We start from the raw sequence: 14,547 nt of genomic DNA on the forward strand, positions 1-14,547 counted from the left end.
GCGCGGGATTTTACGGAGTGTCTTGCTGGCATGCAATGATGTGAGGCAGAATTTCGATCAAATTAAGAAAAAAGGCGGCATTGCGCCGCCTTTTCAGATCCGTGGTGCTGTTACTTGTACAGGTCGGCGCTGATGGTGATGTTATTACCACGTTCCTGCCACTGGCGGGTGATGTGATAATACTTAGCCCCTTTCTTCTGCGCGCGTTTGGCAACCTGGTACGAAATTTCCGTCATGTTGCCGTAGTTGCCGGTGAACTTCACGCTGTCGAACGGAACCATCTGCGCTGCGGCAGCTTTGTTCAGCTCTTCAATTTTCGTGCCGTCCGGCAGGGTCACGGTATAGCGACCCCCTTTAGAGGATTGCGTTTCAAAGAAACGGCCCACATCAGAACTTGGTGCAGCAGAGGTTGCCACGCCTGGAATTTCAACGGCCTTAGCCGCTGCACCGCCGGTCGCCAGCGCCGCACGTCCGGCTTCTGAATCCGCTGGAATCGCATCCGGGCTCTGCAGAACACGTTTTTTCGCATCAGCTTTATAGATATAAGCAGTGATACGCTGATTGCCGCCCTGGTTAGCATCCACCTGGCGCACGATATAGAAAGAGGCAGCCCCTTTCGCTTTCGCAGCTTTAGTGATGGCGTCGTTAACTTCTGGCTGGCTGCGATAGAAACCCTGAACAGTAACGGTGTCGAAAGGCTCAAGCGCAATAGCCTGGTCTTTTGGCAGTTCCGTTACGCCGTTAATCACGCGATTTTTTGGCGCGTCAGCTTTCGGGGCATCTTGTTTATAAAGCGCAACCGTAACGCGTTGGTTACCGCTGTTACCATGGTCGGAGCTATCAACCACGTAGAATGAGGCTGCGCCGACTTTATCGGCCAGTTTTGATGCGGCTGCTACGGCTTCGCTGATGGTGTTATAACGACCCACTATAACGGTCTGATCGAAAGGTTTTAACGCGGCCGCTTGCTCCGGCGTTAACTCTGTTGCAGCGTTAGCAGACAAGGCGGTCACAGAAAGAAGTACGGACGCCAGGAGAGTGTTCTTAAGCTTCATAAAAATAATCCTTCGCCATGCGCAAACCAGGTGCTGGTGTTGTTGTTAATTTGAAATCGTCGCCGATTATGGCATTTAAAACCCGTCGCTGTCTGCGCCATTTTTTGCAGCCTGTGCTGAGGTCAGGATTAAGTTCGATAACATTTAGTGATATGTTGAATAAACAGACGTTTGAACAGTAAAACTGATTAGGCATATGACTTTCACGAGTTAATTTAATGTTAATGGGTTGTTCTAATGTGGCGCTATATCATATTTTTGCCGCTTCGCTTGACCTATTTATCGGGCCTGGCGCTGAAAATAAGGTAAATATGTCGGTCAGAGACCGTGATCACTTATTTTTCACAGATAAAGTCAGAAATAGTGTTTTCTTGCGGTGGATCACAAGCGTTATTTTCAGTAGGTTATAGAAAGTTTGTTACTGTTTTATTTTCCGTGGTTATACATTCGTCGGGTCGCGATCGGGCGACGGCAAATGCGAACCGCGGTCATTTATCGACAAACCATCATCAAGAACAGATGGAAGGGAAAACTATGCGTATTGGGGTACCAAAAGAACGGTTTGCCAATGAAACCCGCGTAGCCGCAACGCCGAAAACGGTCGAGCAGCTGCTTAAACTGGGTTTTACCGTCGCGGTCGAAAGCGGCGCGGGCAAACTGGCGAGCTTCGATGACGAGGCATTTATTCAGGCTGGCGCCGAAATCGTCGACGGCGCTGAGATTTGGCAATCACCTGTGATTCTGAAGGTGAACGCACCTGAAGAGAGCGAAATTGCGTTACTGAATCCAGGCACGACGCTGGTGAGCTTCATCTGGCCGGCACAAAATCCAGAACTGATTGAGAAGCTGGCCGCACGCGGTGTCACCGTAATGGCAATGGATTCTGTGCCACGTATTTCTCGCGCGCAGTCGCTGGATGCGTTGAGCTCAATGGCCAATATTGCGGGCTATCGTGCCATCGTTGAAGCAGCGCATGAATTTGGACGTTTCTTTACCGGGCAGATTACCGCAGCAGGTAAAGTGCCACCGGCGAAGGTGATGGTGATCGGCGCGGGTGTAGCGGGTCTGGCAGCGATCGGCGCCGCAAACAGCCTCGGCGCGATTGTTCGCGCGTTTGATACCCGTCCGGAAGTGAAAGAACAGGTGCAGAGTATGGGCGCCGAGTTCCTTGAGCTGGATTTCGAAGAAGAAGCCGGTAGCGGCGACGGCTACGCAAAAGTGATGTCTGAGGCGTTTATTAAGGCCGAGATGGCGCTCTTTGCCGCGCAGGCAAAAGACGTGGATATCATCGTGACCACCGCGCTGATTCCAGGCAAACCAGCACCGAAGTTGATTACGCGCGAAATGGTTGATTCCATGAAAGCGGGTAGCGTGATTGTCGATCTGGCTTCACAAAACGGCGGTAACTGCGAGTACACGGTTCCGAATGAAGTCTTTACCACGGCGAACGGTGTGAAGATCATTGGTTATACCGACCTGCCGGGACGTCTGCCGACGCAGTCCTCCCAGCTGTACGGCACAAACCTCGTCAACCTGCTTAAGCTGCTGTGCAAGGAAAAAGACGGCAACGTAACCGTAGATTTTGACGATGTCGTCGTGCGCGGTGTGACCGTGGTTCGCGATGGCGAAGTCACCTGGCCCGCTCCGCCAATTCAGGTTTCTGCCCAGCCTAAGGCCGCGCCAAAAGCGGCTCCTGCGCCGAAAGAACCAGTTGAGCCGGTTTCCCCTTGGCGTAAATATGCGCTGATGGCGCTGGTGATTATTCTGTTCGGTTGGCTGGCAGACGTCGCGCCGAAAGAGTTCCTCGGTCACTTCACCGTCTTTGCGCTCTCCTGCGTCGTCGGTTACTACGTGGTGTGGAACGTTTCTCACGCACTGCATACGCCGCTGATGTCGGTGACAAACGCTATTTCCGGGATCATCGTGGTCGGGGCGTTGCTGCAAATTGGTCATGGCGGCTGGATCAGCTTCCTGAGCTTTGTCGCGGTGCTTATTGCCAGTATCAATATTTTCGGTGGTTTCACCGTGACTCAGCGCATGCTGAAAATGTTTCGTAAAGGCTAAGGGGTAGCATATGTCTGGAGGATTAGTTACAGCTGCATACATTGTTGCTGCGATCCTGTTTATTTGCAGTCTGGCGGGACTTTCCAAACACGAAACGTCGCAACGGGGTAACAACTTTGGTATCGCCGGGATGGCGATCGCGCTGATCGCAACGATTTTCGGGCCGGATACGGGCAACGTGGCGTGGATTCTGGTGGCGATGATCATCGGCGGCGCGATTGGTATTCGTCTGGCAAAACGCGTCGAAATGACCGAAATGCCAGAGCTGGTGGCGATTCTGCACAGCTTTGTGGGTCTGGCGGCGGTGCTGGTTGGCTTTAACAGCTACCTGTATCACGAACCGGGTATGGAGCCGATTTTGGTCAATATTCATCTGACTGAAGTCTTCCTTGGTATCTTCATTGGTGCGGTGACATTCACCGGTTCTATCGTTGCGTTTGGCAAACTGCGCGGCAAGATCTCCTCGAAGCCGCTGATGTTGCCAAACCGTCACAAGATGAACCTTGCGGCGCTGGTGGTCTCTTTCCTGCTGCTGGTCGTGTTTGTGCGTACCGAAAGCGTGGGCATGCAGGTGCTGGCGCTGCTGGTGATGACCATTATCGCGCTGGCCTTCGGCTGGCATCTGGTGGCGTCTATCGGCGGTGCGGATATGCCGGTGGTGGTGTCGATGCTGAACTCGTACTCAGGCTGGGCGGCGGCGGCGGCGGGCTTTATGCTCAGCAACGACCTGCTGATCGTCACCGGTGCGCTGGTGGGTTCTTCAGGTGCGATTCTGTCTTACATAATGTGTAAGGCGATGAACCGCTCCTTCTTCAGCGTGATTGCAGGTGGATTTGGTACCGATGGCGCTACGTCTACGGGCGATGAAGAAGTCGGTGAGCACCGTGAAATTACGGCCGAAGACACCGCTGATATGCTGAAAAACTCGCATACGGTGATCATCACCCCAGGCTATGGCATGGCGGTAGCGCAGGCGCAGTATCCGGTAGCGGAAATTACCGAGAGACTGCGTGCGCGCGGCATCAAAGTGCGCTTTGGTATTCACCCTGTTGCGGGTCGTCTGCCGGGTCATATGAACGTTCTGCTGGCAGAAGCGAAAGTGCCATACGATATCGTGCTGGAGATGGATGAGATCAATGATGATTTCACCGACACTGATACGGTTCTGGTCATCGGTGCGAACGACACGGTTAACCCTGCCGCACAGGACGATCCGGGTAGCCCAATTGCCGGTATGCCTGTTCTGGAAGTGTGGAAGGCGCAGAATGTTATCGTCTTCAAACGGTCAATGAACACCGGCTATGCCGGCGTACAGAACCCGCTGTTCTTCAAAGAGAACACCCACATGCTGTTTGGCGATGCGAAAGCCAGCGTGGATGCGATTTTGAAAGCGCTGTAAGACGTAAAATATGAAAAAGCCGCCTGAGAGGGCGGCTTTTTTTATGGCGCTGAAGCCGGTTTTTAATCGTCGTCTTCGTCGTCCAGTTCAACAGGTGTTTGATACTGATCCGGTTTAATCACCAGCAGGTCGCAGCGTAAATGGTCAATGACCTGTTCAGCCGTATTCCCCAGGAAGGCAGCGGAAATACCGGTTCGCCCGACGGTGCCCAGCACCACAATACCGGCCTGCAAATGCTCCGATAGATCGGGAATCACCTCTTCAGGCAGACCTTTTTCGACGTGCGTCATTTTCTCGTCGATGCCAAATTTCTGGCGGAGGGCTTTCATCGCCAGCAGATGCTGACCGCGAATCGCATCGTTATACACGCTTGGATCAAATTCAGGCAGTTCGATAGCGATATTAATCGGCGTGACCGGATAGGCCCCGATTAAATGCACTTCGGTATGATTGACCTGCTCGGCGAGATGAATCGTCTCTTTGACCAGTTTTTCATTCAGAGAATTATGATAATCCTCTTCACTGGCGAGGTTCACGGCGACCAGCGCTTTACCGCCTTCTGGCCATGGCTGGTCTTTGACCATCCACACCGGGCACGGACATTTGCGCAGCAAGTGCCAGTCGGTAGGGGTGAAAATCACCGACTCAAGTTTGTCGTGCTGATGGGCCATTTTGAGTAGCAGGTCGTGTTTCTCGGCAACCACCTCCTGGATGATGGCCTCAAAAGGACGGTTATGCCACACCACTTTGATATCAATGGGGATACCCGCATCGATGTAATATTTTGCCTGCTCGCGGATCCACGCGGTACGCTGGCTGATCACTCCCTGACGCATCGCCGTGCGTTCGTCAGGCGACAGAAGGGTGGTCATTTCGTATGAGAAGTCATAGATCGGCAAAAACGCTTTGATTTTGCCACCAATCCGTTGATGTAAATAGACAGCTCGACGTAATGCGGGTTGATCGTCCTGATTAGGATCGATGGCCACCAGCATGTTTTGATACTTTGCCATACAGGTCTCCTTACTACTGTCACCACAGTCTGTAATTAAAAGAGTAACCTATATATGTTGAATGAAACAGGGGAGAAGTTTTTGCCAGATCAATAAATCGTGAGAATTTATTGATGAACGCTTATGTTTGCTGATGCTAAGCGCCCCTTTCAGGGGGCACAGCCCTTTTGACCATCACGGGACGCTACCTTTCAGCATTTGGCGGTTAAGCGTGGCGACGTGATCCCTGCCCATTTTATCCCTGCCGAGGGGAACATCTTGAGTGTTTGCCTGGCGGTGCTACTCTTTCTGAGGGTTTAATGGAGTGAAGCGATGAAGAATAAAGATGAACAGACGGGATTAGTGGGGCTGGCGATCGGCGCGGCAGTGATTAGCCTGGTCTCCGCGCAGAAACCCATTAATCGGGACAGCGTTGTCGGTGAACTGGTCAGACTCGGAAGGCAGAAAGGTGATGGTGTGGAGGATGAGGTTTTTCAACAGGCCGCTGCGCTTGTGCGCAAAGGCGTATGAAAACCGACAGGGTGGCCAGGCCAACGGCATATATCACGCAGTCAGTTCTAAAACGTTAATGGTTTATTTGATATTGACCATCGACGACAGACATGCGCACGACCCTATCATTTTGACAGGTGTAATTCATAGGCATTCGGCCGACATTTGATAACGCTAACTTTATTGTTCACTGGCCGTCATGGATAATTAAAGAATAAAAGGAGAACGACTGTGTTAAAAAAATTAGTGACAGGGCAGTTGAGTTTGCCGATGACGTTTTGGGGATGGGGTTTTTGCGGTGGACTATTGATTGGTCTGATGGGGTTAGCTGGCATACATACTGGTTATGCTATGCTGGTGCCGCTGAGTTACATCGTTAAAACAATTCTCTTTAGCGCCGTACTGTCCGGTATAACGTTCATTCTTCGCAGAAACATCACCGTACTTGGTGTGCTTGCTTTTTTTGTTGCTTTGATTCAGGTGATCATGGGCATCGTTATGTTTGTAGGTCTTTCCTCATTACTTTTTAAATAATACTTTTTAAATAATTGACAGGCTGGCGTCACACACTAGCCGACTTAAGCGTGGGATTCGTATTTACCGAGCTAAAGACGCGGGAGTTTGAAAACCGGGCCAATAAATCGTTGACCCGGCAAAGAGGAATGCGTTTTACGCGACGTTGCGTGAGTGACCCGCAAGCACCGCCAGCGCTTCACCATTCTCGATAGTGATGTATTTGCCTTTTACCGCCAGCATGCCGCTTTTCTGGAAACGACCCAGCAGACGGCTGATGGTTTCAACGGTCAGACCCAGGTAATTACCGATATCACCGCGCGTCATGGTTAGACGGAATTCGCGAGGAGAGAAGCCCCGTTCCGCGAAACGGCGTGACAGATTGTAGATAAAGGCAGCCAGACGCTCTTCAGCATTCTTTTTGGAAAGCAGCAGGATCATGTCCTGATCGCCTTTGATCTCACCGCTCATCAGACGCATCATCTGCTGACGCAGATTTGGCATTTTGCCTGACAGATCGTCCAGGGTTTCGAATGGGATTTCGCACACCATAGAGGTTTCAAGCGCCTGAGCAAAGCTCGGGTGATGAGCTGTCCCGATGGCGTCAAAACCGACCAAATCGCCTGCAAGGTGGAAGCCAGTAATCTGCTCGTCGCCTTGCTCGGTGATGGTGTAACTCTTGATGGTGCCAGAACGGATTGCATAGAGCGATTTCAGTTCGTCTCCCGCTTTGAACAGCGTCTGCCCTTTCTGAATAGGCTTCTTGCGCTCGATGATGTTATCAAGCTGATCAAGTTCATGCTCGTTCAGGGTAAACGGGATACAGAGCTGGCTAATGCTGCAATCCTGACAATGGATAGCACAACCGCCAGACTGAATGCGTCGTATAATTCGCTTTTCCGGGATCATAGGTCTGCTCAAGCTTTAATTGATATTGGTCAATTTTAACATCTTTTTAGGAGAGACGTAAGCCTGGTAAACCACCAATAAGGACAAGAGGCGACAATGTGTCGCCATCTTCTTGAAATTCCACAACTTGGCTGTGGGATTTGACGTTAACTGGCAGAAAATTAAGCACTAAAAGCCTGGTTTCTACAGCAACAAATAGCCTTCATGACGCAGGAGCCACTCTTTTCGCTGCACGCCACCCGCGTAACCCGTCATCGTTCCGTTGCGACCAATCACGCGATGGCAGGGCACCACAATACTCACCGGATTGGAACCGTTCGCCGCACCGACTGCGCGAGCCGCGCCGGCGCGTCCAAGCTGTTCGGCAAGCTGCCCGTAATGCATCACCTGCCCGCAGGGAATGGCGCGTAATGCTTGCCACACCTCGCGCTGGAAGGGCGTGCCCGCTGTTGCGGTGGGCAGGGTATCAATAATGCTGAGATCGCCTTCAAAGTAGTTTGCCAGCTTCTCGCTCAGACCGCCCGGATTGGTGGCACCGATGCGTTCATAACCGGTGCGGTAATGAATGTTCAGCAATTCAACCATGCGATTGCTGTATTCTTCCCACTCTACCGCACGCAGGTTGAATTGCTCGTCGGCGATCACCCAGAGGGGCCCCAGCGGTGTGGCAATCTTATCTTCGAGTAATCTCAGCATCCTTTTTCCCTTAATTCAGCCGTGGGTAAATCCCCGGTCCAATTGGCAGTCCAACAAGATACCACGCCACTAACATCACCAGCCATACCCCTAAAAAGATAAGCGGATACGGTAAGACCAGCGAATAGTAGGTACCCAGTTTGGCCTCCGGTTTATAGCGCTGGAGGAAGCCCAAAAACAGGGGAACGAACGGCGAAACGGGGGCGAGTGGGATAACTGACGAATCGGCTACGCGGAATAAGATCTGCGCAAACGCCGGATGGAACCCCAGCAGCATAAACATCGGCACAAAAATCGGTGCCAGAATCGACCAGATGGCCGAGCCGCTGGCGATAAACATACATAGCAGTGATGAGAGCAGTGCGAGGCCGACAAAGGCTGGAATACCGCTTAATCCGGCGCTTTCAAGAGCATCTGTCAGGCCAACGGCCATAAATTTGCCCATATTGCTCCAGTTAAACATCGCCACAAACTGCGCCAGCGGGAACACCATGACGATAAACCCGGCCATCTCTTTCATAGGTTCGATCATCAATTGCGGCACATCGGCCTGGCGGCGGATTTTTCCCGTCGCCATTCCATAGGCCAGCGAGACGATAAAGAAGAACAGGATAATCAGCGGCACGATGCCCTGGATAAACGGCGAGGGCAGCACGGTGTGTTTTACCGGATCGCGCAAAATCCCGTTTTCCGGTACCACCATCAGCGCGATGACCCCGATAAACAACAGGGAGACGATGCCCGCGACGCGCAGGCCAAACTTTTGCTCCTGGCTGATTGTATCCAGTTTCTCATCGCTCTTGCCTTCCCATTTTCCGAGGCGCGGCTCGATAAGCTTATCGGTAATCAAACCGCCGACAATCGTCAGGACCACCACTGAGCTGGCCATAAAATACCAGTTGTCGATCACGCTTACGTGCATGGCCGTATCAATGGTTTTTGCCGCTTCGGTGCTGATGCCGGAGAGCAGCACATCGGTCGTTACGATCAGCAGATTGGCGGTAAAACCGCAGCCTACACCTGCAATCGCGGCCAGCAAACCGGCGACCGGATGACGACCCACGGCCAGGAAAATCAGCGCCCCCATTGGCGGCATAATGACTAACGCTGCGTCAGAAGAGATATGGCTGAAAAACGCGATAAACAGCACCATATAGCTGGCATAACGCGCGCTCACGATCGATGCCATTTTGACCATTAGCGCGGGTAACAATCCGACGCGTTCGGCAAGACCGGCCCCTAATACCAGCGCCAGGATCGCGCCGAGCGGCGCAAAACCGCTGAAGTTTTTAATCACGTTCGGTAAAAACCAGTGCAATCCTTCGATGCTTAACAGGTTTTTCACCGCCACCATGCTGCCGTCCGCCGGACTTCGCACACTGACGTCAAAAGCCGATAGCGCGGCGGTGGCAATCATTAAAATCACAATCAAATAGATAAAGAGCAGGAAAGGGTGTGGCACTTTATTACCGATCCTTTCGACCCAGCCATAGAGCTTTCCGGATGGGGAATGCGACGGTATGGACGACATACTCATGGGCGTTCCTCGCGACTAGTGTGTTGTTGTGTTTGTGTGTTTTATTATTTTAAAGGTGACGGTGTCACGTTAAGTGGGATCGGACACGCGTACGGTCGTTCTGTTATCTGTTGTTCAAACTCGTTCCGGCAAGCCTGTAATAGCGACGCGTCCTGGAACACATTCGCTGCCGTGGCACCCATCACTTTTCCAGCCAGCAGCATGCCTTTGTGTGCAATAGAAGTCCGGCCTTGCGCCACGAGCTGCCAGGTATGCAGCGGTGTACCCACGGTAAAACACGGGCTAAAACATTGCGCGACCGGCATTTTCCAGCTCACATCCCCAACGTCAGTGGATCCTGCGAGCACGTTATCGGTGATGGCGTAAGGTGCGACTTCATTTATCAGAAGCGTTTCCTGATGGCGACGGGCAAAGGCTTTTCCTTCTTCCGCGCCCGTTGCGGCGATGTTTTTCAGGCTATTTTGCAGGTCGTTGGCAGTGAGCGTGGCGCGGATTTCCCGGGCGAAATCGTACTCGTCTTCCGTCCAGGCGGGTGTCCCGAAATGCCGCAGCGCGCTGTACATCGCCGCTTCGAGCGTGCGGTTCGGCAGGTAGCTTGAACAGGCTTTGTCAAACCGACGCTCAACCGTCGTTTCCGTCATCAGCGCAGCGCCCTGGGCGATCTTTTCGATACGATCGTAAATCTGCTGCGCATCCGCCATTTCCGGGGCGCGAATCAAATACAACACCTCAGCCTGCGCCTGCACCACGTTGGGTGAAATACCGCCCGTGTCGGTGATGGCGTAATGCACGCGTGCTTTTTCAATAATGTGCTCATTGAGAAAATTGGTGCCGGTGGTCATCAGCGTCACCGCGTCGAGTGCACTACGTCCCAGATGAGGTGAATTGGCGGCATGCGCTGCGGTGCCGCGAAAGCGCCATGCGGCCTGAATATTCGCGAGCGTACTGACGTTAAACATCCCGGCAAACGCTTCCGGATGCCAGGTCACAGCGGCGTCAACGTCGTCGAACAATCCCTCGCGCACCATAAAAGTTTTGCCGGAACCGCCTTCTTCGCCGGGGCAGCCGTAAAAACGCACGGTTCCGCTCCCGCCGTTTTGCTCCAGCCAGCCTTTGACCGCGACGGCACCCGCCAGCGCGGCGGTGCCGAGGAGATTATGCCCGCAGCCGTGGCCATTGGCGCCGGGGCTTTCCGATTGCTGCGTGGCGCAATGCGCTTTCTGACTCAACCCTGCCAGCGCATCGAATTCGCCCAACAGCGCGACGACGGGTTTACCGCTGCCAAAGCTTGCGATAAACGCATTCGGAATGCCGCCTGCCTCCCGTGTGAGCGTAAATCCTTCGGCTTCCAGTTCGCGAGCCAGACGCGCGGAAGACCAAAACTCTTCAAAACGCGTTTCAGGATGATCCCAGATTTCATCGGCAATATCGGCATACGTCTGAGATCGTGTTTCGATCGCGTCCTCAATAAAACGGTAGATGTCCTGCATTACACACCTCTCGCCCACGGAAAATTGAGTGCCGTACGCGCCAGTGTTTCGATCGCCACGCTCATTATTTTCTCGTCAAAATCGAATTTTTCGTTGTGATGTCCGGCGCTCAAATCGGTGCCGAATACCATATAGGACGCAAGCCCGCCGTTTTGTTGAACGCGGGCCATCATCAGCGTTGCGTCTTCGGAGCCCGCCGGCGCTTTGACTTTATCAATTGCGTGTTCAATGCCTGGAACCTGGCTTGCCTGCTCGCGCAGGTAGTTGACCCACGCGGGTGACGGTGCGCTGGAGGTCGCAGCACCCATCAGTCGTAGGTCAGCGTTGACACCATACAGTGCCGCAGCACCTTCAATGACGGATTGCGCGCGTTCAAATACGTACTGATTTATCGCTTCGCTTTCGCCGCGCGTTTCGACTTTTAACAGCGCGCTGGCGGGCACGACGTTACGTCCACTCCCGGCCTGCATCACCCCGACGTTCACGCGGGAAGCGCCTTCGCTGTGCGGCGCGATACTGTGCAGAGCAAGAGAGGCTTGCGCCGCGGCCAGCAGGGCGTTACGTCCGTCTTCTGGTTTACCGCCTGCGTGGGCGGCCACGCCGGTAAAACGCACGTCAAACTTGGTGGTGGCCATAAAGTTATCACTCCCGCAAATGACCGTTCCGGTCGGAACGCCTGTACCGATATGGATCGCGGTGAAGTAGTCAATGCCCTCCAGCGCACCTGCCGCCACCATGGCGCGAGCGCCGCGCGTGCCTTCTTCGGCGGGCTGAAAGATGAGTTTAATCGTGCCGTTGAGCTGTGATGCATTCTGTTTGAGAATGTGCGCCAGCCCGAGACCGATCGTGGTATGACCGTCATGCCCGCAGGCGTGCATCATACCTGGATTACACGAGGCAAAACCGTCGCGGAAAGGACGATGGCTCTCATCGAGGGCTTCACTGAGATCCAGAGCGTCCATATCTACGCGAAACGCAAGTGTTGGCCCTGGCCGTCCGGTATTGAGCGTGGCAATGATTCCCGTAAAGCCGCCTTCAAACGCGCTTAGCCATTTTTCCGGCGCGCCTTGCTGACGCGCGCGCGCAAATTCCCGCGCCAGCGTCTGTTCGTCGGGAAGCCCCATCCGGCTCTCGGCATCGACGACGTCGCGGCCCATCGCCAGCTCAAAACCGAGCGCATCAAGAATTTCTGCCACCTTTGCCGCCGTGCGAAATTCCACCCAGCCGGATTCGGCATACTGATGAAAATCACGGCGCCAGGCGGCCAGTTGCGGCGCTAATGTTTGAAGGGTGTGTGTCACTGAATCCATATCTCTTCCTGTCATTATTAAAATGTGTGAACTGCTTCACGCTGTGATAGTTTTTACTTATCACTAACCTGTTTTTCACCGTTTTAACCGTTCAGGAATTACCCTCGCACATCCATTTCTATTAAAGTAGATGACAGTTTCTTTACTCTGATAAACAACGGTTATCGGTTGGGTTATGACATTTCAGATAAAATTTCACCAAATTCGGGCGTTTGTCGAAGTCGCGCGTCAGGGGAGTATTCGCGGGGCAAGTCGGGTAATGAATCTCTCGCAGCCTGCGCTGACGAAGTCGATAAAAGAGCTGGAAGAGGGCGTGGCGGCGCAACTGTTTGTGCGGCGCAGCAAAGGCGTTGCGCTCACCGAGTGCGGCGAGAGCTTTTATCAACACGCTAATCTGATCCTTGAAGAACTGCGCGCGGCGCAGGACGATATCCGCCAGCGTCAAGGGCTGCAGGGCGGTCAAATTAATATTGGCATGGGGGCCAGTATCGCCCGGACGTTAATGCCGGCGGTGATTACACGCTTTCATGAGCAGCACCCGCTGGTGAAAGTGCGAATTATGGAGGGGCAGCTGGTATCGATGATTAATGAATTACGTCAGGGCGAACTTGATTTTACGATAAATACCTATTACCAGGGTCCCTTCGACCACGAATTTACCTTTGAAAAGCTCTTCGAAAAACCTTTTGCGATATTTTGTCGGGAAGGGCATCCGGCGGTAGGGGCTAAATCCATCAGTCAGCTTCTGCATTATAACTGGACCATGCCGACGCCTCGTGGGAGTTATTATAAGCAGCTGGAAGACGTGTTTAAATATCGCTCACAAATACCGCGTATTGACGTCGTATGCGAAACATTCTCATCCTGTATCAGCCTTGTTGCGCAGAGTGATTTCTTAAGTATTTTACCGCAAGAATTGGGCTGCGATCCGCTCCTGGCGCACCGTCTGGTGATGTTGCCGATCGAAGAACCATTGCCTAAAGCCGCCTATTATTTAATACAAAGACGTGATTCTCGACAAACGCCGCTGACCTCGTCGTTAATAACGCAATTCAGAAGACATGCCCGCGGCATATTAAGCAGCAACGAACATTAAAAAAATAGAGTCTGCCGACATCGGACAGACCCTACAGTACACACAGCAGTTCATCCTATTGCAAACCCCGCTTCATTATTCCATTCTGCAGGTTTATTTAGTTATAACAGGTTTCACTTAAAAATAAAGTGATGACAACTCAAAATTCACATATTTTTAACTTAAATTATTAATTTAATTAACAGTGAAATTGTGGTTAAGGTTGATTTAATCATTCATATTAGCCACGTTAATTCTTTTCATAAGGTTATTACTTATGATTGTGTCGCGACGCCTGCTCATCTGACAGGCTTTGAGCATTGAGGCTCCCGTCCGGCGCGGATATAATACCTCTTCAGATGTAGCCTGAGAATTTCCATGAAGCCTGACGACAAATCACTTTTTCTTGACGCCATGGAAGATGTCCAGCCCCTGAAACGTGCCACGGATGTTAACTGGCAGCCGAATCGTAACGCGCGCGTACGCCAGATTGTCGACACCACTCAGCTTGATAACATTTTGACGCTGGGGTTTCTCGACGTGTTGCCCCTCACTGAACCGTTGGCGTTCCAACGCGACGGTGTGCAGCAGGGCGTGATTGAAAAATTACGTCACGGCAAATATCCCCGCCAGGCCAGTCTGAATGTACTGCGCCAGCCAATTGAACAGTGTCGCCAGATGCTGTTTAGCTTTATTAAGCAGGCGCATCACGATGGTTTGCGCAATCTCATCATCATTCACGGCAAAGGGCGGGAAGATAAGTCACACCCGAATATTGTGCGCAGTTATCTGGCTCGCTGGTTACCGGAGCTTGATGAAGTGCAGGCCTTCTGCGTCGCGCTGCCACATCATGGCGGTGATGGCGCGTGCTATGTCGCGCTGCAAAAATCGGAAGCAGCCAAACGGGAAAACTGGGAGCGACACGCCAAACGGAGTCGTTAAACACGTTTTGCTTTCGATCCGGGACAACACTGCGGGCGATAATTCGCCCGCA

Annotated in this window: 13 protein-coding genes; 6 read left to right on the forward strand and 7 right to left on the reverse strand. The window is 52.6% G+C overall.

Annotated features, from left to right (window positions below; genetic code table 11):
* Positions 1-110 precede the first annotated feature (110 nt).
* Complete coding sequence (gene ydgH / locus I6L74_RS17745; RefSeq protein ID WP_059178067.1) at positions 111-1,055, reverse strand: DUF1471 family protein YdgH; 945 nt, start codon at positions 1,053-1,055, stop codon at positions 111-113.
* 534 nt (positions 1,056-1,589) lie between these two features.
* On the opposite strand from ydgH, the gene pntA reads away from it, so the two are divergent.
* Together pntA and pntB are read left to right on the forward strand one after the other, a co-directional pair.
* Positions 1,590-3,119, forward strand: a complete 1,530-nt coding sequence (gene pntA, locus I6L74_RS17750; protein WP_059178066.1) for a Re/Si-specific NAD(P)(+) transhydrogenase subunit alpha — start codon at positions 1,590-1,592, stop codon at positions 3,117-3,119.
* Between the two features lie 10 nt (positions 3,120-3,129).
* A complete protein-coding gene (gene pntB / locus I6L74_RS17755) occupies positions 3,130-4,518 on the forward strand; it encodes a Re/Si-specific NAD(P)(+) transhydrogenase subunit beta (RefSeq protein ID WP_059178065.1) in 1,389 nt (462 codons plus the stop codon).
* Between the two features lie 62 nt (positions 4,519-4,580).
* Here the strand turns inward: pntB and uspE are convergent, their stop codons facing one another.
* Positions 4,581-5,531: a universal stress protein UspE gene (uspE, locus tag I6L74_RS17760; protein ID WP_059178064.1), complete on the reverse strand. Its 951-nt coding sequence runs from the start codon at positions 5,529-5,531 to the stop codon at positions 4,581-4,583.
* 312 nt (positions 5,532-5,843) lie between these two features.
* On the opposite strand from uspE, the gene I6L74_RS17765 reads away from it, so the two are divergent.
* Both I6L74_RS17765 and I6L74_RS17770 read left to right on the forward strand, forming a co-directional pair.
* Complete coding sequence (locus I6L74_RS17765) at positions 5,844-6,041, forward strand: hypothetical protein (protein ID WP_059178063.1); 198 nt, start codon at positions 5,844-5,846, stop codon at positions 6,039-6,041.
* A 213-nt stretch (positions 6,042-6,254) separates the two neighbouring features.
* Entirely contained in the window at positions 6,255-6,557 is a 303-nt protein-coding gene (locus I6L74_RS17770; protein ID WP_059178062.1) for a hypothetical protein, read from the forward strand.
* 135 nt (positions 6,558-6,692) lie between these two features.
* On the opposite strand, the gene fnr is transcribed toward I6L74_RS17770, so the two are convergent.
* The 5 genes from fnr to I6L74_RS17795 all read right to left on the reverse strand — a co-directional run bounded on the left by fnr (position 6,693) and on the right by I6L74_RS17795 (position 12,478).
* Positions 6,693-7,445 (reverse strand): fumarate/nitrate reduction transcriptional regulator Fnr, encoded by a 753-nt coding sequence (gene fnr, locus I6L74_RS17775; protein ID WP_012017246.1) that lies wholly within the window; start codon positions 7,443-7,445, stop codon positions 6,693-6,695.
* A 183-nt stretch (positions 7,446-7,628) separates the two neighbouring features.
* A complete protein-coding gene (gene ogt, locus I6L74_RS17780) occupies positions 7,629-8,141 on the reverse strand; it encodes a methylated-DNA--[protein]-cysteine S-methyltransferase (protein WP_059178061.1) in 513 nt (170 codons plus the stop codon).
* A gap of 10 nt (positions 8,142-8,151) precedes the next feature.
* Positions 8,152-9,678, reverse strand: coding sequence for a p-aminobenzoyl-glutamate transporter (gene abgT / locus I6L74_RS17785; protein ID WP_059178060.1), 1,527 nt, complete (start codon positions 9,676-9,678; stop codon positions 8,152-8,154).
* Positions 9,679-9,722: 44 nt separating this feature from the next.
* Positions 9,723-11,168 (reverse strand): M20 family metallopeptidase, encoded by a 1,446-nt coding sequence (locus I6L74_RS17790; protein WP_059178059.1) that lies wholly within the window; start codon positions 11,166-11,168, stop codon positions 9,723-9,725.
* Positions 11,168-12,478, reverse strand: coding sequence for a M20 family metallo-hydrolase (locus tag I6L74_RS17795; protein ID WP_059178058.1), 1,311 nt, complete (start codon positions 12,476-12,478; stop codon positions 11,168-11,170). Before I6L74_RS17795 ends, I6L74_RS17790 begins: the two co-directional genes overlap by 1 nt.
* A 175-nt stretch (positions 12,479-12,653) precedes the next feature.
* Between I6L74_RS17795 and I6L74_RS17800 the strand changes: the two genes are divergently transcribed.
* Both I6L74_RS17800 and smrA read left to right on the forward strand, forming a co-directional pair.
* Complete coding sequence (locus tag I6L74_RS17800) at positions 12,654-13,574, forward strand: LysR family transcriptional regulator (RefSeq protein ID WP_059178057.1); 921 nt, start codon at positions 12,654-12,656, stop codon at positions 13,572-13,574.
* Positions 13,575-13,931: 357 nt separating this feature from the next.
* The gene (gene smrA / locus I6L74_RS17805) at positions 13,932-14,495 is read left to right on the forward strand and encodes a DNA endonuclease SmrA (RefSeq protein ID WP_059178056.1); all 564 of its coding nucleotides are present in this window, start codon (positions 13,932-13,934) and stop codon (positions 14,493-14,495) included.
* The last annotated feature ends 52 nt before the right edge of the window (positions 14,496-14,547 follow it).

The organism is Lelliottia amnigena (assembly GCF_019047465.1).
Classification (GTDB): Bacteria; Pseudomonadota; Gammaproteobacteria; order Enterobacterales; family Enterobacteriaceae; genus Enterobacter; species Enterobacter amnigenus.